The 24,103-nt window shown below is 68.4% G+C and carries 25 protein-coding genes and 1 pseudogene; 22 read left to right on the forward strand and 4 right to left on the reverse strand.

The window, feature by feature from the left end:
* Positions 1 to 151 precede the first annotated feature (151 nt).
* Both C7455_RS20470 and C7455_RS09085 read left to right on the forward strand, forming a co-directional pair.
* The gene (locus tag C7455_RS20470; RefSeq protein WP_245904278.1) at positions 152 to 634 is read left to right on the forward strand and encodes a hypothetical protein; all 483 of its coding nucleotides are present in this window, start codon (positions 152 to 154) and stop codon (positions 632 to 634) included.
* Positions 631 to 846, forward strand: coding sequence for a DUF7220 family protein (locus C7455_RS09085; RefSeq protein ID WP_109667478.1), 216 nt, complete (start codon positions 631 to 633; stop codon positions 844 to 846). Before C7455_RS20470 ends, C7455_RS09085 begins: the two co-directional genes overlap by 4 nt.
* A gap of 42 nt (positions 847 to 888) precedes the next feature.
* On the opposite strand, the gene C7455_RS09090 is transcribed toward C7455_RS09085, so the two are convergent.
* From C7455_RS09090 to C7455_RS09100, 3 genes are all read right to left on the reverse strand, one after another.
* Entirely contained in the window at positions 889 to 1,557 is a 669-nt protein-coding gene (locus C7455_RS09090) for a hypothetical protein (protein ID WP_109667480.1), read from the reverse strand.
* A 206-nt stretch (positions 1,558 to 1,763) separates the two neighbouring features.
* On the reverse strand, positions 1,764 to 2,336 hold the full coding sequence (locus C7455_RS09095; RefSeq protein ID WP_109667481.1) for a DUF3489 domain-containing protein: 573 nt from the start codon (positions 2,334 to 2,336) through the stop codon (positions 1,764 to 1,766).
* Between the two features lie 90 nt (positions 2,337 to 2,426).
* A complete protein-coding gene (locus C7455_RS09100; protein WP_109667483.1) occupies positions 2,427 to 2,651 on the reverse strand; it encodes a hypothetical protein in 225 nt (74 codons plus the stop codon).
* A 113-nt stretch (positions 2,652 to 2,764) separates the two neighbouring features.
* Between C7455_RS09100 and C7455_RS09105 the strand changes: the two genes are divergently transcribed.
* The 8 genes from C7455_RS09105 (at position 2,765) to C7455_RS09140 (ending at position 10,555) form a co-directional block, all read left to right on the forward strand.
* The gene (locus tag C7455_RS09105) at positions 2,765 to 3,361 is read left to right on the forward strand and encodes a hypothetical protein (protein ID WP_109667485.1); all 597 of its coding nucleotides are present in this window, start codon (positions 2,765 to 2,767) and stop codon (positions 3,359 to 3,361) included.
* A complete protein-coding gene (locus C7455_RS09110) occupies positions 3,309 to 5,315 on the forward strand; it encodes a phage terminase large subunit family protein (RefSeq protein WP_211315469.1) in 2,007 nt (668 codons plus the stop codon). The genes C7455_RS09105 and C7455_RS09110 overlap by 53 nt, the downstream gene beginning before the upstream one ends.
* 2 nt (positions 5,316 to 5,317) lie before the next feature.
* Positions 5,318 to 5,527, forward strand: a complete 210-nt coding sequence (locus tag C7455_RS09115) for a phage head-tail joining protein (RefSeq protein ID WP_028030714.1) — start codon at positions 5,318 to 5,320, stop codon at positions 5,525 to 5,527.
* Positions 5,527 to 7,095 carry a phage portal protein gene (locus C7455_RS09120; RefSeq protein ID WP_109667487.1) on the forward strand — a complete coding sequence of 523 codons (1,569 nt, stop codon included), beginning with the start codon at positions 5,527 to 5,529 and terminating at the stop codon, positions 7,093 to 7,095. Before C7455_RS09115 ends, C7455_RS09120 begins: the two co-directional genes overlap by 1 nt.
* A 5-nt stretch (positions 7,096 to 7,100) precedes the next feature.
* On the forward strand, positions 7,101 to 9,197 hold the full coding sequence (locus tag C7455_RS09125; RefSeq protein ID WP_109667489.1) for a prohead protease/major capsid protein fusion protein: 2,097 nt from the start codon (positions 7,101 to 7,103) through the stop codon (positions 9,195 to 9,197).
* Positions 9,198 to 9,273: 76 nt separating this feature from the next.
* A complete protein-coding gene (locus C7455_RS09130) occupies positions 9,274 to 9,609 on the forward strand; it encodes a DUF2190 family protein (protein WP_109667490.1) in 336 nt (111 codons plus the stop codon).
* Positions 9,609 to 9,920: a head-tail joining protein gene (locus C7455_RS09135; RefSeq protein WP_109667492.1), complete on the forward strand. Its 312-nt coding sequence runs from the start codon at positions 9,609 to 9,611 to the stop codon at positions 9,918 to 9,920. Before C7455_RS09130 ends, C7455_RS09135 begins: the two co-directional genes overlap by 1 nt.
* 5 nt (positions 9,921 to 9,925) lie before the next feature.
* The gene (locus C7455_RS09140) at positions 9,926 to 10,555 is read left to right on the forward strand and encodes a DUF6441 family protein (protein WP_109667493.1); all 630 of its coding nucleotides are present in this window, start codon (positions 9,926 to 9,928) and stop codon (positions 10,553 to 10,555) included.
* Positions 10,556 to 10,585: 30 nt separating this feature from the next.
* Here C7455_RS09140 and C7455_RS09145 read toward each other — a convergent pair whose 3' ends face one another.
* The gene (locus C7455_RS09145; RefSeq protein ID WP_146199969.1) at positions 10,586 to 11,914 is read right to left on the reverse strand and encodes a hypothetical protein; all 1,329 of its coding nucleotides are present in this window, start codon (positions 11,912 to 11,914) and stop codon (positions 10,586 to 10,588) included.
* 45 nt (positions 11,915 to 11,959) lie between these two features.
* Here C7455_RS09145 and C7455_RS09150 point away from each other — a divergent pair, with 45 nt between their 5' ends.
* From C7455_RS09150 to C7455_RS09205, 12 genes and pseudogenes are all read left to right on the forward strand, one after another.
* Positions 11,960 to 12,379 carry an acyl-CoA transferase gene (locus tag C7455_RS09150; RefSeq protein ID WP_109667497.1) on the forward strand — a complete coding sequence of 140 codons (420 nt, stop codon included), beginning with the start codon at positions 11,960 to 11,962 and terminating at the stop codon, positions 12,377 to 12,379.
* A gap of 24 nt (positions 12,380 to 12,403) precedes the next feature.
* A complete protein-coding gene (locus C7455_RS09155) occupies positions 12,404 to 13,345 on the forward strand; it encodes a phage tail tube protein (protein WP_109667498.1) in 942 nt (313 codons plus the stop codon).
* Positions 13,345 to 13,782, forward strand: coding sequence for a hypothetical protein (locus tag C7455_RS09160; RefSeq protein WP_109667500.1), 438 nt, complete (start codon positions 13,345 to 13,347; stop codon positions 13,780 to 13,782). The genes C7455_RS09155 and C7455_RS09160 overlap by 1 nt, the downstream gene beginning before the upstream one ends.
* Before the next feature lie 83 nt (positions 13,783 to 13,865).
* Entirely contained in the window at positions 13,866 to 14,009 is a 144-nt protein-coding gene (locus C7455_RS20475) for a DUF7697 family protein (protein ID WP_245629257.1), read from the forward strand.
* Positions 14,002 to 16,419: a phage tail tape measure C-terminal domain-containing protein gene (locus C7455_RS09170; RefSeq protein WP_109667502.1), complete on the forward strand. Its 2,418-nt coding sequence runs from the start codon at positions 14,002 to 14,004 to the stop codon at positions 16,417 to 16,419. Before C7455_RS20475 ends, C7455_RS09170 begins: the two co-directional genes overlap by 8 nt.
* Positions 16,419 to 17,045: a DUF2460 domain-containing protein gene (locus C7455_RS09175; RefSeq protein WP_109667503.1), complete on the forward strand. Its 627-nt coding sequence runs from the start codon at positions 16,419 to 16,421 to the stop codon at positions 17,043 to 17,045. The genes C7455_RS09170 and C7455_RS09175 overlap by 1 nt, the downstream gene beginning before the upstream one ends.
* Positions 17,042 to 17,926 carry a DUF2163 domain-containing protein gene (locus C7455_RS09180; RefSeq protein WP_109667505.1) on the forward strand — a complete coding sequence of 295 codons (885 nt, stop codon included), beginning with the start codon at positions 17,042 to 17,044 and terminating at the stop codon, positions 17,924 to 17,926. Before C7455_RS09175 ends, C7455_RS09180 begins: the two co-directional genes overlap by 4 nt.
* A complete protein-coding gene (locus tag C7455_RS09185; protein WP_109667507.1) occupies positions 17,923 to 18,357 on the forward strand; it encodes an NlpC/P60 family protein in 435 nt (144 codons plus the stop codon). Before C7455_RS09180 ends, C7455_RS09185 begins: the two co-directional genes overlap by 4 nt.
* A gap of 9 nt (positions 18,358 to 18,366) precedes the next feature.
* Complete coding sequence (locus C7455_RS09190) at positions 18,367 to 22,332, forward strand: baseplate multidomain protein megatron (protein ID WP_109667508.1); 3,966 nt, start codon at positions 18,367 to 18,369, stop codon at positions 22,330 to 22,332.
* 10 nt (positions 22,333 to 22,342) lie between these two features.
* On the forward strand, positions 22,343 to 23,419 hold the full coding sequence (locus C7455_RS09195; protein WP_109667510.1) for a DUF2793 domain-containing protein: 1,077 nt from the start codon (positions 22,343 to 22,345) through the stop codon (positions 23,417 to 23,419).
* Positions 23,420 to 23,439: 20 nt separating this feature from the next.
* Positions 23,440 to 23,727, forward strand: a complete 288-nt coding sequence (locus C7455_RS09200; RefSeq protein ID WP_075784372.1) for a DUF6127 family protein — start codon at positions 23,440 to 23,442, stop codon at positions 23,725 to 23,727.
* A 72-nt stretch (positions 23,728 to 23,799) separates the two neighbouring features.
* Positions 23,800 to 24,009: pseudogene (locus tag C7455_RS09205) on the forward strand (D-Ala-D-Ala carboxypeptidase family metallohydrolase); the annotation flags it as partial.
* Positions 24,010 to 24,103: the final 94 nt, after the last annotated feature.

Here is a 24,103-nt window from a genome sequence, read left to right on the forward strand (position 1 = left end):
GACCTGGCCGACCCCGCGCGCCTGCTCTGGTACCCGGTCGAGTGGCGGGAACCGGACGGAATTGCTGCGGCTCTGGCCGACGCCGAGGGCCAGCGCCAACGAGAACCGGCAGACGAAACCGACGCCGTCGCAGGCAGCGGGCCTGCACGGGATGAACCTTGCGACGACGGCCGCGATGTGGCCGACCCCGCAGACCGACAGTTTCCGCAGCCGGGGCGGCGAACGGCGCGACGAGAAGGGTCTGGACCGCATGGCGCGGGACTGGCCGACGCCGATGGCGAACGACGGCTGCAAGCCGAGCGCGGGCAACCGCCGGAAGGCCGACCTGACCCATGCGGCTGGGATGTGGATGACGCCGACGGCGCGGGATCACAAGGATGGGGCGACGAGCTTGGCGAACACTCCGGTCAACGGCCTGCTTGGCCGCCAGGTCCTGGTGACGCCAATGGCTGGGAGCGATACCTCCGAGCCGCGCCGGACCTTGAACCCGCTGTTCGTCGAGGCGCTGATGGGCTGGCCCACCGGGTGGACCGGCTTCGCCTCTGTGGCAATGGCGTGGTCCCCTTGGTTGCAGCGCATGCGCTGCGAACTCTGGCGGCTGAATTGCTGGCCGATGGATGAGGCAACAGCATGAAGCAGTCCCGCCTCATGTCGCTGGTCGAGTCCATCGCCAACGTCGTCGTCGGCTACGGCGTTGCCGTCGTCACGCAGATCCTGATCTTCCCGGTCTTTGGCCTGCACACGACGCTGGCGCAGAACCTGAAGATGGGCGCGGTGTTCACGGTGGTCAGCATTGCGCGGTCTTACGTCCTGCGGCGGCTGTTCGAGGCAATACGGGTGCGATAGCCCCGAACATCGACCGCGCGGACTGCGATGATGAACGACGCGTCAGTCCATTCGCAGCGGCCCGAACATGCCGGACTCCACCATAGCCATGTAGACGCGCTTCATCGCCATCGCCGTATCCTGATTGACGAACAGCGATGAGCGCGACCCATGGGGATCACCGAGCAGGTAGGGACGCATCGTATCCCACCGCTCGCCGACTTCAGCGCGGTGCCACATGCGCATCTCTTGCTGAATCATCAGCGGCACGGCGAGCTTCTTGGGCACCATGTGGCGCTCGGGAAAAGCTTCGTGCCAGTCGCAGCGAACGAGGATCGGCGTAGTACCCGAATTGTAAAAGGGAACGTCCAGCCGCTCGGCGGTAATCGTGGCGCAGGGATGGGGCTCCATCGCTTCGACAGACTCGATGATCTTTGAGCCATCTCCGTAGGGGCACGAAACGAACGCGTGTGCGAAATAGATCGTGTGGTCCAGACCTTGATAACCGCAACGGTCGCTGGGGTCCGTCACCGGCATCTGGGGATTTTCCTGCGGCACCAAGGGATGCCACGTTGGATACCCGCGCACAACCGGACCATGCGCGTCGATCAGGTCCTGCAGCGCGCCGTCCGCCTTCTCTCGCTGGTCGGCTTCGACCCCGGGCGTCAGGACCAAGATCCGTCGCGCCCGCTCGTAGCCGTCCTGTGCCGCCTCGTCTGCTCGAAATGCCATAGGTGTCTGCCTTTCATCCCGCTTCACACGAAAGATAGGGGCTGCGCATGAAAATGCAATATCGTGCGTGAAGTATAATTATCACGCGAGAGATATGACTATCGTGCGTGAAGCCCGTCGTTTCACGTTGGCCGGAGGCGACGCTACACAAAGAAGCCGCCGCCCCACGCGGGACGGCGGCATAGAGACCGGCGTTCGGCGCTGCGTCAGTTGCCCGGCAAGCTGTAGACCCGCCCGCGCCCCTCGACCTTCTCCGAGGTCACTTCGAGCCCGAGCTTCTTCTTCAGCGCCCCGGCCATCGCGCCGCGCACCGTGTGCGACTGCCAGCCCGTCGCGCCCATGATCTCCTCGATTGTCGCGCCCTCTGGCGCGCGCAGCATGGCGATCAGGGTGGCCTGCTTCGTTCCCTCGCGCGGTGTGCGCGTCTTGGGCGCAGCCTTCGGTTCAGTGGGGGTGTCCGGCGCGGGCTCCTCGGTCGGCACATCCGTCGCGCCCGCAGGCGCGGTGTTCGCGTCCTCGGTCTCGATGCCGATGGCGGCGAACCCTTCGTCGGTGGCTACCAGTGTGACGCCGTGGCCGTCGCCTGTCTCGCGCCAGACGGGCTCGCCCTTGCGCGTGTCGGCGTCGACCTCCTGCAGGAAGCCCTTGGCGAGCATCGCGCCGACCACCTTGGCGGCGGCGCCACCGCGCAGGCTCTCGGGCAGCGGCAGGGCGATATGCTCGGGCCGCTGGGCGGCGGCGCTCAGGATCAGGGCTTGGGTGTCGGAAAGCTTGGTCATCGTCGTCTCCCGTATCGGGGCGCGCGGGATGCGGGCCCTTCTACGAGGTCGAGCCCGCCAGTCGGCGGGCGGGACCGGGAGCGGGTCGTCTCACTCGGCGTGTTCGCCTTCGTTGAAGGCCATGTCGGTGATCTCGCGAAGCTTGGCGCGGTAGTGGTTCAGGGTGCCGACATGGCCCCAGTTGATCTCGTCGGGGTGGGTCTCGAAATGGTCCGCGCTCAGGGTGGCGAGCCGCTCCAGAATCGCGTCGATCTCGGTCTTGGCGGCGATGAAGGCGTCGAGGGCTTTCGTGTTGTCCTGTGCGCGGCGGGTCATCGGGGTGGCTCCTTGGGTCGAGTTGCATCGCTTCGTTGGAGTGACGTTCGCTCCGGTGGCGCCGCTTATCAACTCGATAAGCACATGATTTGGAATGATAATCGGAGCCGTCGATGCAGGGCATGAGCGAGCGCCAGTACGCCGCGCATGTCGGGCTGTCGCGGGGTGCGATCCAGAAGGCGAAGACTGCCGAGCGGCTGGTTCTCTATCCCGATGGCAGCATCAATGCGGCCGCCAGCGACGCCCGGCGTGCCGAGACGACGGACCCGTCCAAGACCCGCAAGCCGCCCGCGCCGAAGCTGAAGCCCGTCCCCGAGGCGGCGGTCGCTGCCGTCGGAGACACGCTGCGCGAACAGGGGCTGGCGGTTCCAGCGGTTGGCGGCGGCACGACCTTCCTGCAGGCCAAGACGGCGAACGAGGTGCTGAAGGCGCAAGAACGGCGGATTCGGCTCCAGAAGCTGAAGGGAGAGTTGATCGAGCGGGCCCGCGCGCTGGCGTTGGTGTTCCGGCTGGCGCGGGAGGAACGGGACGCATGGGTGAACTGGCCTGCGCGCGCGGCGGCGCTGATGGCGGCCGAGCTCTCGGCCTCGTGCAGCGACGCGACGGGCCAGCAGATCACCGTGGAGCCGGCCGCGATGCAGAAGGTGCTGGAGAGACATGTACGCGCCCACCTCGACGAACTCGCCGAGGTCCGGCCCGACTTCCGGTGAGAGCGGCGATGGCCTGACGGACTTCGACGGCGCGGCGGAGATCCTGCGGTCGTGGGGCAACGGGCTGCGGCCCGACCCGGACCTGACCGTTTCGGAATGGGCGGACCGGCACCGGATGCTATCGGGTCGCGCCTCGGCCGAACCCGGGCGGTATCGCACGGTGCGCACGCCCTACATGCGCGAGATCATGGATCGGCTGTCGCCCGGCGATCCGACACAGCGGATCGTGTTCATGAAGGCCGCGCAGGTCGGCGCGACCGAGGCGGGCAACAACTGGATCGGCTTCGCGATCCACCAGGCGCCGGGCCCGATGCTGGCGGTCCAGCCGACGGTGGAGCTGGCCAAGCGGAACTCGCGTCAGCGGATCGACCCGCTGATCGACGAGAGCCCCGAGCTGCGGGAGCGGGTGAAGCCCGCGCGATCCCGCGACGCGGGCAACACGATGCTGTCGAAGGAGTTCGCGGGCGGCATCCTGATCATGACGGGCGCGAACTCGGCGGTCGGGCTGCGGTCCACCCCGGCGCGCTACATCTTCCTCGACGAGGTCGATGCCTATCCCGCGTCCGCCGACGAGGAAGGCGACCCCGTCACGCTGGCCGAGGCGCGGTCGCTGACCTTCGCCCATCGGCGCAAGGTGCTGCTGGTCTCGACCCCGACCATCCGAGGGCTGAGCCGGATCGAGCGAGAATACGAAGCCAGCGACCAGCGGCGGTTCTTCGTGCCGTGCCCGCATTGCGGCGCGATGCAGTGGCTGAAGTTCGACCGCCTGCGCTGGCAGAAGGGCCGTCCAGAGACGGCGGAGTATCACTGCGAGGGTTGCGACGCGGCAATCGCGGAACACCACAAGACGTCCATGCTGGAGGGTGGCGAATGGCGGGCGACCGCCACGGCCGCCGACCCGACCACGGTCGGATATCATCTCTCGGCGCTCTATTCGCCGATCGGCTGGCTGAGCTGGGAGCGGATCGTGCGGGCTTGGGACGCGGCACAGGGGTCGGACGAGGCGATCAAGGCGTTCCGGAACACGATCCTCGGCGAGACATGGGTCGAAACCGGGGAAGCGCCGGACTGGCAGCGGCTCTACGACCGGCGCGAGGCATGGAAACCGGGCACGGTGCCTGCGGGCGGGCTGTTCCTGACCGCCGGGGCCGACGTGCAGAAAGACCGGATCGAGGTCGATGTCTGGGCCTGGGGTCGTGGACTCGAGTCCTGGCTTGTCGATCACGTCGTGATCGAGGGCGGGCCGGATCGGCACGACGCATGGTCGGAGCTGACCGCGCTGCTGGATCGAAGCTGGCCGCATGAACGCGGCGCGCATCTGCGCATTGCGCGGCTCGCCATCGACACCGGCTACGAGGCCCCGGCGGTCTATTCCTGGTCGCGGGCGCAAGGCTTCGCGCAGGTGTCGCCGGTGAAGGGCGTCGAGGGGTTCAACCGCTCGAGCCCGGTGTCGGGGCCGACCTTCGTCGACGCGACGGAGGGCGGCAAGCGCCTGCGGCGCGGGGCGCGGCTCTGGACCGTGGCGGTCTCGACCTTCAAGGCCGAGACCTACCGCTTCCTGCGGCTGGCGCGGCCGACCGAGGAGGAGATGGCCGACGGGGCCGCGTTCCCGCCCGGCTCTGTACATCTGCCGCATTGGGTCGAGAACGAATGGTTGAAGCAGTTCGTGGCCGAGCAGCTGGTGACGGTGCGCACGAAGCGCGGCTTCGCCCGGCTAGAATGGCAGAAGCTGCGCGAGCGCAACGAGGCGCTGGACTGCCGGGTCTATGCCCGCGCCGCCGCCTGGATCGCGGGCGCGGACCGCTGGCCCGACGAGAAATGGCGCGACCTCGAGGATCAGCTCGGGGCCGCCCCCACCGACACCGATCCCGCCGGGCAGATCAACCGGCCGGGACAGGCCCCGCAGGGCAAGCGACGCTCCGACTGGCTCGGGCGGCGCGGAGGATGGTTCTGAACATGACCGACTGGACGGAAACCGAGCTCTCGGCGCTGCGCCGGGCCTATGCCAGCGGCACGACGCGGGTCAGCTATGACGGCAAGTCGGTGGACTACGGCTCGGCCGAGGACCTGCTCGCCCGCATCCGCACCATCGAGCGGGCCATCGCGGGAACGACGCGGCCGCTGCCGGTGGCCGGGCTCGCGGGCTTCTCGCGCGGGGATCGGTGATGTCGGCGACCTGGCTCGATCACGCCATCGCCACGGTGGCGCCGCGCATGGCGGCACGTCGCTTCATGGCGCGTCAGGCCTTCGAAACCCTGACACGGGGCTATGACGGCGCGGCGCGCGGGCGGCGGACGGAGGGCTGGCGCGCGCCGGGATCCTCAGCCGATACCGAGATCGGCGTGGCCGGGGCGCTGCTGCGCGACCGGATGCGCGATCTGGTGCGCAACAATCCGCACGCGGCCAAGGCCGTGGCGGTGCTGGTCAACAACATCATCGGCGCGGGCATCATGCCGCGCGCCGCCAGTGGCGACGACACGCTGGACCGGAAGGTCGACGCCCTTTTCGAGCGCTGGACGGCGGAGTGCGACGCCGACGGTCAGCTGGACTTCTACGGCCTGCAGACGCTTATCTGCCGCGAGATGGTCGAGGCGGGTGAGGTGCTGGTGCGCCGCCGTCTGCGGCGATCCTTGGATGGTCTGCCGGTGCCGCTGCAAGTGCAGGTGCTGGAGGCCGATTTCCTCGACGCCACGAAATCCGGCGCAATCGGCGCGGGGCGGCTGGTTCAGGGCATCGAGTTCGATCCGGTCGGCAAGCGCCGCGCGTACTGGCTGCACGCCGAGCACCCGGGCGACGCCTATGGGGCGCTGCAGAACGGTCTGCAGAGCCGCCCGGTCCCGGCCACCGAGATCGCCCATGTCTACGAGAAGCAGCGCACGCAGGCGCGCGGCGTCCCCTGGGGCGCGCCGGTGATCCGGTCCTTGCGCGATCTCGACGACTACGAGGTGGCCGAACTGGTCCGCAAGAAAACCGAGGCCTGCGTGACCGCCGTCGTTTTCGGCGACGACGAGGCGCAGCAGGGCATCGCGCCGTCCGTGGTCGACGCCGATGGCAACCGGGTCGAGCAGTTCGAGCCGGGGCTCATCGCCTATGCCCGCGGCGGCAAGGACATCCGGTTCAATCAGCCCGCGGCGACGGGCGGCTATGGCGAATACAAGCGCGCGAGCCTGCACACGATCTCGGCCGGGTTCCGGGTGCCCTACGAGTTGCTGACGGGGGACCTGAGCCAGGTCAACTATTCCTCGATCCGGGCGGGGCTCGTCGAGTTCCGCCGCCAGATCGACGCGGTGCAGTGGCAGCTGTTCATTCCGATGTTCTGCGCGCCGGTCTGGCGCTGGTTCACGGAGGCCGCATGGGCGGCGGGGCAGATCCCGTCGCCCATCGTGCCGGTCGAATGGTCGCCGCCGAAGTTCGAGGCGGTCGATCCGCAGAAGGACGCGATGGCGAACCTGCTGTCGATCCGCTCCGGCACCATGACACTCGCCGAGGTGATCGCGCGGCAGGGACGCAATCCCGACGCGGTGCTGGCCGAGATCGCCGCGACCAACGCCAAGCTCGACGCGCTGGGGCTGGTGCTCGACAGCGATCCACGCCGCGTCACCAAGACCGGCAGCGCACAATCCAAAGACGGGGCCAGCGATCCGGTGACCGATCAAGCCGCCGACGAACAGGACACCGACGACCCGGCCGCCGACGCGGACAATGACCCGGCGCAGGCCGACCAACAGGACTGACCTTCATGGACACGATGATCGAACTGCCGGCCATGCGCCCGGCGGCGGATGCCGCCTATTCTATGATTGGCACGCGAAGCGTGCGCGCGGCGGAGCTTGCGCCGAACACGGCCGATGCCGACAGCCGCACCGTCGAGGTGGTCTGGTCGGCAGGCGCGCGCGTCCGCCGCGCCACCTTCTTCGGCGAGCCCTATGACGAGGAACTGAGCCTCGACCCCTCCCATGTCCGGCTCGACCGGCTGAACGCGGGCGCGCCGTTCCTGAAGGTGCACGAGCTCGACACGCTCGACGCGGTGATCGGCTCGGTCGTGCCGGGCTCGGCCCGGATCGAGAATGGCCGGGGCATCGCGCTGGTGCGGATCAGCGAACGCGCCGACGTCGAGCCGATCTGGCGCGACATCCAGGCCGGGCACATCCGGGCGGTCTCCATCGGCTACCAGGTCCACCGCTTCGAGGTCTCCAAGCCCGAGGCGGCCCGAGAACTCTGGCGCGCGGTGGACTGGACGCCGTTCGAGGTCTCCGCCGTCGCGGTCGGCGCCGATCCGGCAGCGGGTTTCCGCGCCCAGCATCCTCTTCACGACTGCGTCCTTCACCGCCGGGACGCCCCCACACCGCAAGGAGCATCCCCGATGACGGACAAGACCCAGACCCCGGCGAGCGACGCCGCACCCGCCACCACCCAGCCGACCGAGCCGGTCGAAACCGAGGACACCGCCATGACCGAGCCGAAACCGGCTGCGCCCGACCCGAAGGTCTTCGCCAGCGAGACGCGCGCGCAGCCGAAGACACAGGTAGCTCCCGCGCCCGACGCCGAAGCGGTCGCCACCCGCGCCCGCGACGCCGAGCGTGACCGCGTCTCCACCATCTACGATCTGGCCGGGCGGCTGAACCTCGAGCGCGGCTTCGCCGAGGAACTGGTCAAGCGCGGCGTCAGCGTCGACGAGTCCCGTCGCCTGATCCTCGATCAGGTCGCGGCGAAGTCCGACGAGACCCGGACCTTCCCGCACGTCTCGGTCCCCCTCGGCGGGCGCGACGAACGCATCACCCGCCGCGACGCGGTGGCGAATGCGCTGCTGCACCGCTACAGTCCAACGCTCTTCCAGCTGGAAGACGCCGCGCGTCAGTATCGCGGCATGACCCTGCTGGAACTGGCCCGCGAAAGCCTCGGCAACGCGGGCGTCAACACGCGCGGCCTCTCGCGCGACGAGGTGGCGACGCGGGCGCTGCACTCGACCTCGGACTTCCCCGAGATCCTGTCGGCGGTCACCAACAAGACCCTGCGGCAGGCCTACGAGGCCTATCCCCGCACCTTCATGCTGTTCTGCCGCCAGGTGCTCGCCACCGACTTCAAGGCGATGCACCGGGTGCAGCTCGGCGAAGCGCCGCAGCTGCTGGAGGTCGGCGAGAGCGGCGAATTCAAGCGCGGCACGCTCGGCGAGAGCAAGGAGAGCTACAAGGTCAAGACCTATGGCAGGGTGGTCGCCATCACCCGCCAGACGTTGATCAATGACGATCTCGACGCCTTCACCCGGATCCCGGCGATGTACGGCAACTCCATCGCCCAGCTGGAAAGCGACGTGGTCTGGGGCATCATCACCGCCAACCCGTCGATGGCCGACGGCAACGCGCTGTTCCACACCACCCACAAGAACCTTGCAGGCACCGGCGCTGCACTGGCGGTCGAGGCGGTGGGCGCGGCGCGGGCGGCGATGGCCAAGCAGACGGGGCTCGACAAGAAGACGGTGTTGAACGTCCGCCCGGCCTTCCTGATCGTGCCCGCCTCTCTGGAACTGAAGGCAGAGCAGCTGGTCGCCCAGAACCTGGTGCCCGCAGCGACGTCCAGCGTGGTGCCGCAGTCGATCCGCACGCTGGCGCCGATCAGCGAGCCCCGGCTCGACGCGGCCAGTGAGACCGCCTGGTATCTGGCGGCCAGCCCGAACCAGATCGACACCATCGAGTACGCCTATCTCGAAGGACAGCAGGGCGCCTACATCGAGACGCGCAACGGCTTCGACGTCGACGGCGTCGAGATCAAGTGCCGCCTCGACTTCGGCGCCAAGGCCATCGACTGGCGCGGCCTCTACAAGAACCCGGGCGCGTAAGCCGCACACCATCCTGAACACTGACACAGGGGCGGTCCAATCGGGCCGCCCGTCGTCTTTCCACGAGGATCACCCCATGAAAAACTACGTCCAGCCCGGCAACAACCTCACCCTGACCGCGCCCTATGCCGTCGCCTCCGGCGATGGCCTGCTCGTCGGCTCCATCTTCGGCATCGCCGCCGGGGACGCCGCCATCGCCGAACCCGTCGAGACTGCGCTCGTCGGCGTCTTCGACATCACCAAGGTCGGCTCGCAGGCGTGGACGGTCGGCGCCAAGGTCTATTGGGACGACACCAACAAGCGCTGCACCACGGTCGCCACCGACAACACGCTGGTCGGCGCGGCCGTCGAGGCGGTGGCGAGCGGCGCGGGCGACACCATCGGCCGGGTGCGCCTGAACGCGACGTTCTGATGAGCGCCTTCGCCGCAGCCTTGGGCGCGCTCTTCGCCGATCCGAACATCGGACGGGAGGCGGTCTACATCGCCGATGGCGGCGCGCCTGTGCTGGTGCGCGTCGTCGCGAGGCGCGCGGATGCCGTCGCCGACTTCGGCGATGCCCGGCTCTGGTCCGAGACCACCCGGATCGACCTGCGCGTCGCCGAGGTGGCGAACCCGCGCCCCGGCGACCGCATCGAGATCGACGGCGACGCCTTCCTCGTTCAGGGCGAGCCTGTCCGTGACCGCGAGCGGCTGGTCTGGACCGTCGACCTGCGCCCGGCGTGACCGCGATGAAACTGAAGCTCGACATCGATCCCGACATCGTCGCGATGATGGCGGCCGAGGTCGCGGCGGGCGAACGCGCGGTGACGGCCGCCATGCGCGAGGCCGGGACCGGGCTGAAATCGGCGTGGCGGCTGCAGATCACCGGCGCGGGGCTCGGCACACGGCTGGCCAACTCGATCCGGAGCCAGAACTTCCCGAGGTCGGGCGAGAGCCTCGACGCCGCGGCGCTGGTCTGGTCGAAGGCCCCGGTGATCGTCGGTGCCCATGACACTGGGCCGCTGATCCGCTCGAAGAATGGGTTCTGGCTGGCGATCCCGCTGCCCGCCGCAGGCAAGTCCCTGCGCGGCGGTCGGATCACGCCCGGCGAATGGGAGCGGCGCCGCGGACTCCGCCTGCGGTTCGTCTATCGCCGCACTGGCCCGAGCCTGCTGGTGGCGGAGGGACGCCTGAACACGAAGGGCCAGGCGGTGGTGTCGCGCTCGAAGACCGGGCGCGGCAAGGTCACCGCGCCGATCTTCCTCTTGGTGCCGCAGGTCAAGCTGCCGAAGCGGCTGGACCTCGCACGGGATGCAGACCGGGCGTTGGACAGCGTGCCGGGACTGATCGTCGCGAACTGGGTGGAGGGGCGGTTGTGATAACTGCGGTTAAATTGCCCAAGAAGAAGACTAACGGATATCAGGAGGGTTGAAAGTCACAAAAAATGACGCTGCGGCCTTCTCGGCTTCGAATCGTTCAGCTTGGCTCAGGGACTTCATCAGTACGCCGATTGCGGAGCCACCAAGAGCCCCTGCGGCTGCTCCGATTGGATTGCCACCTGTGAAGACCGCTCCGAGGACAGCGCCCACCGCACCGACGCAAATGCTGTTACCTTCGGTTGTGATTGATCCAATAACGCCCTTTCTGCTCTTCTTAATATCGGATATCCACTCGCGTTCTGCTTCCGCCATCTGCTGGGCGAAGATCTGTGGCTCCGAGAATCCCTTCTTTACGTGCTCACGGGTTCTGTCCATGCAGGCTCGCACCGTCTGGCGCCAGCGTTCAAATACTTCTTCGTCCTTACGAATGGAGACGAGATCGGCCATCTTTAGATCATTGGCGGCGATAGAGCAGTGCGAATTTACTTTGGAAAGGTCCTGACATCGTACCATTTCCGAGAAATAGGTTTCGGGTGCGATTTTCACGAGCTTTGTGAATAAGTCGGCCTGATAAGGCCCATACAAGAATGGTTGGAAAGGTGCGCCATCATCTCTTGCGTAAATCATGCTTTCGCTTTGAATATAGAGCCAATTGAAATCCTCTTCATTCGGAATGCTCAGATAGGCATCCGCCCACTCGGAGTCCTTAACCTGAGCTGGAACCTTGACCCCCATCGCAGCCAATGCGTGCTCAACAGCACCCTGGTTCTGAAAACGGGTGACAGCTGAGACCTTTCCAATAGTCAGCGATCCATCGTCATTGAACTGAATCCGGCTCTCGGCACCTCGGATGGGTTCGGGAAAAAATGCCGTCATTCTAAGCAGCCTGGCCTCAAGTAGAGGACGCATGCTGCAGAGCTTCAAAAGGTTTTCGCGGAGGGCGGGAAAGTTGGGCATGCTTGTTGGCTCGACCAAGACCCAGCGACAAAACGCAAATATCGGATCCTCGATCAAAACCTCATCTGAAAAAAGTAGGCAACTCTTGATCCAATCATCTTGAATTTCCAGGTCACCGACGCGCGGCAGGAAGTCGCCGACACGAAGCCCATCGAAATCCCGCCTGCACATTGCACCGTGCCCAAAACCCACAAAGTTAAGATTTGGCCTAAACAGGCCGCCGTCCTTCTCTACGCGGTGGCGTGTGTGATGTGCTTTAAGCGTCCAGTAGAGGCGCTCCACAAGACCCATGTCGATTTGGATTTTCTGGACATACTGCTCGCGAAAAGGCACCTGCAAGGCCGTTTCCAGAGCCGTAATCGGCGTCTCTATATCTGGGTCCATTTTCAAGTCCTTCGCCATAGCCCAGCACCTCGTGCCGAACATCTGCCATGGATAAGTAATGCCATGATTTCCTCTCGCGAATCCATCCTCGCCGCGCTGCACGCGCGGCTTTCGGCGCTGCCCGCGACCGCCCTGCGCGGCGAGGTGCTGCCCGAGCGGATGCCGGCCGAAGGCCTGCTGATCCTGCGCGATGGCGAACCGGGCGAGCCCGATGTGACGCTGTCACCGCTCCGCTACCACTATCAGCACCGCGCCGAGATCGAGGCGGTCGTTCAGGGCGCGGCGCATGACGCCGCCTTCGACACGCTGACCGCCAGCATCGGCACGGCACTCGCCGCCGACCGCACGCTGGGCGGGCTCTGCGACTGGGTCGAGGCGGAAGCCCCGCGCCCGGTTGATCTGCCGGTCGAGGGCGCGGCGAGCCTGAAGGCCGCCGTGATCCCGGTGGTGCTGCACTATTCCACGGCCGACCAACTGGCCTGACCCCGACAACCCGAGGAGAACACCATGGCACGAGCGCAGGGGGCGCGGGCGCTGATGGCGCTTGCGTTCGAGACCACCTATGGAACGCCGCCCGCCAGCGGCTTCACCCGCATGCCTTTCGCCAGCACCTCGCTCGGCGCGGAGCAGCCGCTGCTGAACTCGGAGCTTCTCGGCTACGGCCGCGATCCGCTGGCGCCGATCAAGGACGCGGTGACGGCAGACGGCGATGTCGTGGTGCCGCTTGACGCCGAGGTCTTCGGCTTCTGGCTGAAAGCGGCGTTCGGCGCACCCACGACCACGGGTGCGGAAGCGCCATACAGCCACGAGTTCCAGTCCGGGTCCTGGACGCTGCCCAGCATGTCGATCGAGACCGGCATGCCGGAGATCCCGCGGTATGCGATGTATTCCGGCTGCGTGCTCGACCAGATCACCTGGCAGATGCAGCGCTCGGGCCTGCTGACTGCGACGGCGCGGCTGGTGGCGCAGGGCGAGACGGTGGGCACGACCACCAGCGCCGGGACACCCGCTGCGCTGGAGCTGAAGCGCTTCGGGCATTTCAACGGGGCGATCACGCGGAACGGGACGGCGCTCGGCAACGTGGTTTCGGCCGAGATCACCTACGCGAACAACCTCGACCGGATCGAGACCATCCGCTCGGACGGCCGCATCGACGGGGCGGATCCATCCATTGCCGCGCTGACGGGCCGGATCGAGGTGCGTTTCGCCGACCAGACGCTGGTGACGCAGGCGATCAACGGCGAGGCCTGCGAGATGGAGTTCGCCTACGTCCTGCCCTCGGGCGAAAGCTTCACCTTCACCGTGCACGCCGTCTATCTGCCGCGCCCACGCATCGAGATCTCGGGGCCGCAGGGGGTGCAGGCGACCTTCGACTGGCAGGCCGCGCGCGACAGCGTGGTCGGGCGGATGTGCACCGCAACCCTCGTGAATGACGTGGAGACCTATTGATGCTGACGCTCGATCTGACGAATGCCCCGCGCTGGCATGACCTCGCGCCCGGCGTCCGTGTGCAGCTGCGCCCGCTGACCACCGCGCTGATGGTGGCGACCCGCAGCGATCCGGCCGTGGACGCCGTGCCCGAGGAGGCGTCCGACGAGGAGCGCGCGGTCGCCTTTGCCAAGGCGCTGGCGCGCCGGGCGGTGCTCGCCTGGGACGGTATCGGAGATGCGGAGGGTAATCCCGTCGACCCAAGCCCCGAGGCCATCGACGCCCTGCTCGATGTCTGGCCGATCTTCGAGGCCTTCCAGCTGACCTACGTCTCGAAGGGCCTGCTGCTGGAACAGGAAAAAAACGTCTCCGCGCTCTCGCCGAATGGTCCTTCGGCGGGGGCGAGCGCTACTGCCAAGCCTGCGCGCAAGCCTGCCCGGACTGCCCGGCGCGGCTGAACCGCCCGGAAACTCCGGAGGGTTGGCAGGTCTGGGACCTGGTCGGCCGCCTCGGCGGTCAGCTCCGTGTCCTGCCCGGCGCGGTGATCGGCTGGGACATGTCGGCGGCGCTGGCGCTCGGTGACGCGCTCGGCGTGCCCCCGCTCGCCATGGCCGAACTGCTGCCCGTCATCGAAGCGGTGATGGTCGCCAAGCTCAACGAACAGATGGAACGCCCCGATGGCTGAAAAGCGTGTGTCCGTCCGCCTCGCCGCGGTCGGCGGCCGACAAGTGCGCGCCGAACTGGAAGGCGTGGGCGAGGCCGGATCGCGCGGCTTTGGACGACTGAGCCGGGAGATGGATGCGGCGAACGCCCGGCTTGCGGCCTTCTCGCGGCGTGTGCGCGTGGCCGCCGCTGCAGCGGTGGCAGCCGCTGCCGCCGCGGGCGTGGCGATGATCCGCTCCGGCCTGCAGACGGTGGATGCGCAGGCAAAGCTGGCGCAGTCCCTCGGCACCACGGTCGCCTCGATCCAGACCCTGGAACGGGCGGGGGAACTGGCGGGCGTGTCGATGTCCGGAATCGAGCAGGCGACCAAGGATTTGACGCGCCGTCTCAGCCAGGCGGCGGCCGGGACCGGCCCTGCCGCTGACGCGCTCGACCGGCTGGGCCTTTCCGCCACCGACTTGATCGCGCTGCCGCTGGACCAGCGCGTCGGCGCCATCAACGCGGCCATCGAGAGCTTCGTGCCCGCCGCCGAACGCGCGGCTGTCGCAGGCCAGCTCTTCGGCGAGGAAGGCTCGATCGCGATGTCGCGGATCGACACCGCGACGCTGCGCCAGGCGACCGAGGACGTCCTCGCCTTCGGCGTCGTGGTCTCCGAGCAGGATGCGGACCAGATTGAGCGGACGAACGACGCCATCTCTCGGCTCGGTCTGATCTGGCGCGGTCTGTCGAACCAGCTCGCCGTCGCCGCAGCGCCTGCGCTGGAAGCCGTCGCCGATGCCATGGCGGCGGTGGCCAGCCGCACGGGGCCGCTCGGCATCGCGATCCGCGGGCTCTTCGACAACATCGGCCGACTGACCACCTATGCCGCCACCTTCGCCGCCTTTCTCGCGGGCCGCTGGGTCGCCGGGATAGCCGCTGCCGCCCTGTCTGTGCGCGGCCTTGCCACCGCGCTGGTCGTCCTGCGCGGTGCGCTGATCCGCACCGGCATCGGGGCGCTGATCGTCGGCGCAGGCGAGCTCGTCTACCAGTTCACACGCCTCGTCTCCGGAGCGGGCGGCTTTGGTGAGGCGATGTCGCTCCTGAAGGACCTGGCGGTCGAGGTCTGGGAACGGATCAGGATGGGCGCTGCAGCGGCAGGTGCAGCCGCCACGGCGATGTTCTTCGACCTGAAGGCCGACGCCGCGTCGGGCATGCAGAGCGCCATCGAGAGCGTCGTGGCTTTCGGCAACACCGCCGCGAACACCTTCGAGGGCGCCTACGAGGCGATCAAGGCGATCTGGGGCCTGCTGCCCGCCGCCATCGGCGATCTGGCGTTCCAGGCGGCGAACAGCCTGGTCGACGGCGTCGAGGCGATGCTGAACGGCGTGGTCTCGCGCATCAACGGCTTCATCGGCGGGATCAACCAGGGGCTCGAAGCGCTCGGATCGGAGCGGCGCATCTCGCTGGTGCCGGACCTCGACCTCGGCGAGATCGAGAACCGCTTCGAAGGGGCGGCGACGGCCGCGACCACCGTGGCGCAGGCGGCCTTCGACAGGGCCTTCGAGGACAATCCGCTCTCCGCGCCCGATCTCGGTCTGACCGACGCAACGAACCGCGCGCTCGAGTCCGCGAACCTCTATCGCGGCGCTGCGCGCGATCTGGCCGAAGGGGCTCGCGCGCCCCTCGAAAGCTGGCAGGCGCTCCGCGACGCGGTGCGCGGGACCGACGAGGACGGGGCCGATGTGCTGGCCGAGGCCACCGTTGCTGCCGAGCGGTTCGAGACCGCGCTCGAAGGCGCCGGAAGCGCGGCGACCGATGCTGGTGCCGCTGCGGGAGCGGCGGCAGCTGCGGCGGAGCCTGCGACCGAGGCTGCCGTCACCGGCTGGCAGGCGGTCACGGCGGCGCTGTCGGACTACGCCAGCAAGGCCCGCGACATCGGTGGCGACATCGGCCAGAGCCTCGTCGGCGCCTTCCAGTCGGCGGAGAACGCGGTGGGCGAGTTCGTCAAGACCGGCAAACTGAACTTCCGCGACTTGGTCACCTCGCTGCTGGCCGATCTCGCCCAGCTGGCGGCGCGGCGGTTCATCCTCGGGCCGATCGCAAACGCGCTCTCCGGCGTGTTCTCCGGCGCGGGCGGCATCTTCGCCAACGTCCTGCATGCGGGCGGGATGGTCGGATCGGCTGGGCCGTCGCGCATGGTCCCGGCGATGGCCTTCGCCGCTGCGCCGCGGATGCATTCCGGCGGCATGGCCGGCCTCCGCCATGACGAGGTGCCCGCGATCCTGCAGCGCGGCGAGCGGGTGCTGTCGCGGCGGGAGGCACAGAGCTACGGCGCGGGGGGCGGGGTCAACGTCACCATCATGGCGCGCGACGCCGAGAGCTTTCGGCAATCCCGCACGCAAGTCGCGGCAGACATCGCCCGTGCGGTCTCGCTCGGGCGGAGAGGCATGTGATGGCGTTTCACGAGGTCCGGTTCCCTGACAACATCAGCCGCGGCGCGCGCGGCGGACCGGAACGGCGCACGCAGATCGTCGAGCTCGCCTCGGGCGACGAGGAACGCAACGCCAGCTGGGCAAATTCGCGCCGCCGCTACGACGTCGCCTACGGCATCCGCCGCGCGGACGATCTGGCGGCGGTGGTCGCCTTCTTCGAGGCGCGCAACGGTCGGCTCCACGGTTTCCGCTTCAAGGATTGGGGCGACCACAAGTCCTGCCTGCCTTCGGGCACGCCATCGTCCACCGATCAGGCCATCGGCACCGGCGCCGGCGCGACGACCGCCTTCCAGCTGGTGAAGCACTACGCCTCCGGCGCGCAATCCTGGACGCGCGCCATCGCCAAGCCGGTGGCGGGCAGCGTGCGCATCGCGCTCGGCGGGGTCGAGCAGCCCTCCGGCTGGTCCGTCGACACCACGACCGGCATCGTCACCTTCAGCGCCGCTCCGGGCGTCGGCGTCGCGATCACCGCGGGCTTCGAGTTCGACGTGCCGGTCCGCTTCGACACCGACGTGCTCGACGTGACGCTCGATCTCGAGCGGCTCGGCTCGATCACCTCCATTCCGCTGCTGGAACTGCGCCGATGAAGTCTCTCGATCCTGTGCTGCAGGCCCATCTCGACGAGGGCACGACGACGCTCGCCTGGTGCTGGCGCATCACGCGGGCCGATGGCGTCACCTTCGGTTTCACTGACCACGACCGAACGCTGAGCTTCGACGGCACCGATTTCGAGCCGGAGAGCGGGCTCACGGCGTCCGAGGTCCGCTCGGGCTCGGACCTCTCGGTCGATGCGCAGGACGCCGAGGGCGTGCTGACCTCCGACCGGATCACCGAGACCGACATCCTCGACGGCCGCTGGGACAACGCCGAGGTCGAAGTCTGGCGCGTGAACTGGGCGGACACGGGCCAGCGCGTGCTGATGCGGCGCGGCGCCATCGGCCAGATCCGGCGCGGGCGGCTGGCCTTCGTGGCCGAGGTGCGCTCGCTCGCCCATGTGCTCGGCCAGACGGTCGGGCGAACCTTTCAAACGACCTGCGATGCTGCGCTCGGCGATGCGCGCTGCGGCGTCGAACTCGAGGATCCCGCCTACAAGGGCACGGGCGCCGTGATCGATCTGCTGCGCGACCGGGCCTTCACCGCCTCGGGGCTCGGCGGGTTCGAGGCGGGCTGGTTCACCTTCGGCACGCTCGAATGGACCAGCGGCGCGAACGCCGGGCGGCGCACCGAGGTGCTGGGCCATGACGTGACGGACGGCATCGCCGTGCTGACCCTGCTCGAAGCGCCGGTGCGCCCGATCGCCGAGAGCGACGCTTTCACCATCCGCGCGGGCTGCGACAAGCGCATGGAAACCTGCGGCGCGAAGTTCGCCAACACCGCCAACTTCCGCGGCTTCCCACACATCCCCGGCCAGGACGCCGTACTCCGCTACGCCACCAAGGATGGCGGGCACGAGGGCGGCGTGCTGTGACCTCCGCCGATCCCGCCCGCGTCGTCGTCATTGCGCGGTCCTGGCTCGGCACGCCGTATCACGACCAGGCCAGCCTGCGCGGCGTCGGCTGCGACTGCCTCGGGCTGGCCCGGGGCGTCTGGCGCGAGGTGGTGGGCCCAGAGCCGTTCCCGATCCCGCCCTACAGCCGGGACTGGGGCGAGACCGGGCCGCGCGAGGTTCTGGCCGAAGGCGCGCGGCGCATGATGATCGAGGTGTCGCCGGCCGAGGCTGGTCCCGGCGCGCTGGTGCTGTTCCGCATGAAGCCCGGCGCCATCGCCAAGCATGTCGGGATCCTCACAGGGCCCGACAGCTTCCTCCATGCCTACGAGCGGCTCGGCGTGATCGAGGAACCGCTCACCCCATCCTGGCGGCGGCGCATCGCCTTTGCCTTCCTGTTCCCGCAACGCTGAGACTCCGACATGGCAACGCTTGTCCTCGGTGCCGCCGGCGCCGCCATTGGCGGTTCGATCGGCGGCGCGATCCTCGGCGTCAGCGCCGCGACCATCGGCGGCTTCGTCGGCTCCACCATCGGCTCGGTTGTGGACAGCTGGATCATCTCGTCGCTGGCGCCCACGCAGCGCATCGAGGGCGCAAAACTCGACACGCTGCGCATCACCTCCGCCACGGAGGGCGCGGTGATCCCGCGGCTCTACGGACGCATGCGCATGGGCGGCAACATCATATGGGCGACCGATTTCCGCGAGGAGACGAAGACCACCACGCAGGGCGGCGGCAAGGGCGGCGGGGGCGGTAAGGTCAAGGCCACCGAGTATCTGTACTACGCCTCCTTCGCCGTGGCGCTCTGCGAAGGTCCGATCACCGGCATCGGGCGCATCTGGGCCGACGGCAAGCCGATGGATCTCTCCGGCGTCACCTGGCGCTGGTATCCGGGCGACGAGGCGCAGACGGCCGATCCGTTCATCGCCGCGAAGATGGGTGCGGCCAGCACGCCTGCCTATCGCGGGACGGCCTATGTGGTCTTCGAGGAACTGGCGCTCTCGACTTACGGCAACCGCCTGCCGCAGCTGTCCTTAGAGGTGTTCCGGCCGCTCGCCGATCCCGACACCGCCGAGGGCCTGACCCGCGCCGTCACCATTATCCCGGCCTCGGGCGAGTTCACCTATGCGACGCGGGCGATCCGCAAGACCGATGGCGGCACAACGGTGCCCGAGAACCTGAACGCGCTGGCCGACTCCACCGACATGGTGGAGGCGCTCGACCGGCTGCAGGCGATGGCCCCGGCTGTGACAAGCGTCAGCCTCGTGGTGGCGTGGTTCGGCGACGACCTGCGCGCGGGATCCTGCAAGGTACGGCCGGGCGTCGAGGTGTCAGCCAAGTCGACGACGCCCGCCAATTGGTCGGTCAACGGCGTGAGCCGCGCCAGCGCCTTCCTCGTCAGCCGCGACGACCGGGACCGCCCGGTCTATGGCGGCACGCCGTCGGACTTCGCGGTGGTGCAGGCTATCCAGGAGATGAAGGCGCGCGGGCTGCGGGTGACCTTCTACCCGTTCATCCTGATGGACGTGCCGCCCGGCAACACGCTGCCGAACCCGTATTCGGACAATGCGGCCGAGACGGGACAGCCTGCCTTCCCGTGGCGGGGGCGGATCACCTGTTCGCCCGCCGCGGGTTTCGCCGGGACCGTGGACAAGACCGCCACGGCCGCAAGCCAGGTCGCGGCGCTGTTCGGCGCGGCCACGCCTGCGAGCTTCAGCGTCTCGGGCGAGAGCGTGAGTTGGATCGGACCCTCCGGCGACTGGGGCCTGCGGCGCATGGTCCTGCACTACGCCCATCTCTGCGCGGCGGCGGGCGGGGTGGACGCCTTCCTGATCGGGACCGAGATGCCGGGGCTGACCACGATCCGCTCGGGTGCAAGCACCTATCCGGCGGTGCAGGCATATCGGGATCTGCTCGCGGATGTGCGCTTGCTCCTCGGGTCAGGGACCAAGATCGGATACGCGGCGGACTGGTCGGAGTATTTCGGGCACCAGCCGGGCGATGGCTCGGGCGATGTGTTCTTCCACCTCGATCCGCTCTGGGCCGATCCAGAGATCGATTTTGTCGGGATCGACAATTACATGCCGCTGTCGGACTGGCGCGACGGGTTCGAGCATGCGGACGCGGCCGAGGGCTGGCCCGCGATCTACGACCGGGCCTACCTGCAGACCAACATCGCGGGCGGGGAAGGCTTCGACTGGTTCTATGCCAGCGCGGCTGACCGATCCGCGCAGGTGCGCACGCCGATCACCGATGGTGCTGCGGCAAAGCCGTGGGTCTTCCGCTACAAGGATCTGCGCGCCTGGTGGTCGAACCCGCACTACGACCGTCCCGGAGGCGTCGAGAGCGGAACGCCGACCGCGTGGGCCCCGCAGTCCAAACCGATCTGGTTCACCGAGCTCGGCTGTCCGGCCATTGACCGGGGCACGAACCAGCCGAACGTCTTCTTCGACCCGAAGTCATCGGAGAGCTTCACGCCGCATTTCTCGCGGGGCTGGCGCGATGACGCCATCCAGCGGGCCTATCTCGAGGCGACGTACCTCTGGTGGGGCGAGCCCGCGAACAATCCGCTGTCCTCGGTCTACGGCGGCCGGATGGTGCATGTGCCGGAATGTGCGGCCTGGACCTGGGACGCGCGGCCCTATCCATTCTTTCCGGCGCTGACCGACGTCTGGACGGACGGCGCGAACTGGCGACTGGGGCACTGGCTGACGGGGCGGCTCGGGGCGGTGTCGCTGGCGGCCCTCGTCCGGCACCTGTGCCTGCGCGCAGGGCTGCCCGAAGCGCGGATCGACGTCACAGGCCTCTGGGGCGCGGTGGAGGGCTACGCCATCACGGCGCTGGAAAGCCCGCGCGCCTCGATCACCACGCTGTCGCGGCATTTCGGCTTCGATGCCGTCGAGACCGAGGGCGTGATCCGTTTCATCATGCGCGGCCGGGCTTCCGTCGCCACCCTCGGGCCCGACGATCTGGTCGCCGCCCGCGAGGGCGACGTGCTGGAACTGACGCGGGGCCAGGAGACGGAACTGCCCCAGGCGCTGAAATGGCAGGTCGCCCGCGCCGACGAGGATTACGACGCGGCCCTCGTCGAGGCGCGCCGCATCACCGTCGACACGACGAGGATCGCCTCGGAAAGCTTCCCGATGGCGGTGCCGCCCGAGGAGGCCGAACGCCGCTGCCGCCGCGCCCTGATGGAGGCGTGGGTCGGGCGCGAGACAGCGGCGTTCCGTCTACCGCCGTCGGGTCTCGCGCTCGATCCAGCCGACGCGATCCGGCTGGAGCATGACGGGCGGCTGATCGATCTGCGGCTCGTCTCCATCGCCGACGCCGAGGCGCGCGGGATCGAGGCGGTCCGCCAGGACCGCGCGACCTACGATCTGCCGCCCGGCGATCCCCGCGCGGCGTCGCTGACGCGGGCCGTGGTGTTCGGCGCGCCGGATGCGGTGCTGCTGGACCTGCCGCAGCTCACCGAGGACCAGCCGGCGCATCGGCCCCTCATTGCGGCGCACGCGGTTCCCTGGCCGGGCGAGATGGCGGTGTTTCGCAGCCCCTCGACCGATGGCTTCGAGCTGCTGACGACGTTTGGCAGCCGCGCCCGGATCGGGATGTTGGTCTCGGACTTCTATGCCGGGCCGACGTCCCGTTTCGATCTCGGAAACGCGCTGAACGTCGATTTGCTGACCGGCACGCTGGAGAGTGTCACCGACCTGACGCTGTTCGGCGGGGCGAACGCGCTGGCCATCGAGAGCGCGCCCGGCAACTGGGAGATCGTGCAGGCGGGCGCGGCTGAGCTGCTGGCGCCGGGTCGCTATAAACTGACGCGGCTTCTGCGCGGCCAACGCGGCACGGAAGGCGCGATGGGTAACCCTGCGCCGGTTGGCGCGCGGGTGGTGGTGCTGGCCGACAGCCTCGCATCGCTGCCGATCGCCGAGGCCGATCTGGGCATCCCGTGGAACTGGCGCATCGGCCCCGCCAGCCGCCCGGTCAGCGACGAGACCTATGTGGCGCAGGCCTTCACGCCCGAAGGCGTCGGGCTGCGGCCGTTCTCCGTCGCCCATGTCGCGCAGCCGTGGCGCAAGCCCCGCATGCCCGGCGATCTGACCATAAGCTGGACGCGGAGGTCGCGTGCGCTCTCGGCAGACAGTTGGGGCGCGGTCGACGCATCGCTCGCAGAGGAACTCGAAGCCTACGAGGTCGAGATCCTCGACGGCGCGGTCGTGAAGCGAACCCTGTCCACGGCCAGCACCAGCGCGCTCTACGCCGCCGCCCAGCAGACCGCTGATTGGGGCGCGCTACTCGGTCCCGGCGACACGCTCGACATCCGCATCTTCCAGCTTTCCGCCCTCCGCGGGCGAGGAGCGCCCAAGACCGTCACGCTGATACTCTGAAGGTCATCCCATGTCCGACGCCACGACTCATCTCCTGCTTCCGTATGTCCTCGCGGCGCAGTCCCAGAAGCACGTCACCCACAACGAGGCGCTGCGGCTGCTCGACGGGCTGGTGCAGCTCTCGGTCCTCGACCGGGACCTGACCGCGCCGCCCGGTTCGCCCGCCGATGGCGACCGCTACATCGTCGGCTCGGGCGCGACGGGCGACTGGGCGGGCTGGGACCTGAACGTCGCGCTCTGGATCGACGGCGCCTGGCTGCGCCTGCCACCCCGGACCGGCTGGCGGGCATGGGTGGAGGACGAGGGCCTGCTGCTGGTCTATGACGACGCGGACTGGATCGGCACCACACCGGCGGCGCTGCAGAACATGGCGCTGCTTGGGCTCGGCACCACGGCGGATGCGTCGAACCCGTTCTCGGCCAAGCTGAACGCCGCGCTCTGGACGGCGAAGACCGTGGCTGAGGGCGGCACCGGCGATCTGTTCTACACCATGAACAAGGAGGCTGCGGGCGACGATCTCGGCCTGACGCTGCAGACCGGCTTCGTGACCAAGGCGCTGGTCGGCCTCTTCGGCTCCGACCGCTTCCGCCTCGCGGTTTCGGCCGACGGCAGCACCTTCTTCGATGGGCTCAGCGTCGACAACGCCACCGGCATCGTCGACCAGCCCCGGCTGCCGCGCTTCAAGGCGTACACGAACTACGACAACTACGTCGGCGTTGGGACCTGGACGATGATCGGCCTCAACAACACCGACTACAACGATCAGGGGGCGTTCGACGCCGCAAACAACCACTTTGTGGCGCCGGTCGACGGCACCTACCTCTTCGGCGCGACGCTCCTCTACAAGATCAACGCCAGCGCCACGGCGAGGATGCGCGGGCGGCTCGTGCTGAACGGCACGACCGAGATCCGCGGCTCGCTCGGCGAAATTTCCGCCACCCACGTCTCGCTCGCCACCGCGATCTGGCTGCAGACCATGGTGCCGCTGACTGCCGGCGATACCGTCGAGCTGCAGGGGTATTTCCGGGTCGCGGACGGCTACTTCGCCGCCGATCACACGTCCTTCTGGGGCTGCAAGATCGGCTGAGCTGGGGAAGGAGGAACCCGATGAACCCACCCCGATCCGAGGGCTTCGTGCGCATGCCGGACGCCGAGTTCGAGGCGATCCTGACCCGGGCGGCGGAGGAAGGCGCGAAACGCGCGCTCGCCGATGTCGGCCTCGACGGCGACGAGGCCGCGCTCGACATCCGGGATCTGCGCTCGCTCGTTGACTGCATCCGGCTGGTGCGTCGCACGGCGATGCAGACCGCCGTCCGCATGATCACCACCGGCGTCATGCTCGCGCTGCTCGCGGGCATCGCCATCAAGCTCAAGATCTTCGGCGGCGGCCCGTAGCCGCGCCCCATCCCATTCATCAGCCCGCAATGACCCGCCCTCGAGGCGGGTTTTTCGTTTTCGGAGGACCCAATGACCAAGACATTCCATCGCCATTGGCGCGACGTTCCGGAGAGCGCCTGGCGCTGGCCGAATTTCAGCCCGGCCGAGATCGCCTGCCGGGGCACCGGCAAGCTGCTCATCAACGAGCCCGCGCTCGACAAGCTGCAGGCGCTGCGCGACCGGCTGGGCAAGCCGCTCATCGTCCGCTCCGCCTATCGCAGCCCCGAGCACAATCGCGCGTAACCGCCCGATTGGCACCGCCTGCCGGATTTCGGCGTGAGGTCCTAAGACACGTGCATAACGACGTCGTTTGCGACGTCTCTTATGCGCGGAG

The organism is Roseicyclus mahoneyensis (assembly GCF_003148775.1).
GTDB classification, from domain to species: Bacteria; Pseudomonadota; Alphaproteobacteria; order Rhodobacterales; family Rhodobacteraceae; genus Roseicyclus; species Roseicyclus mahoneyensis.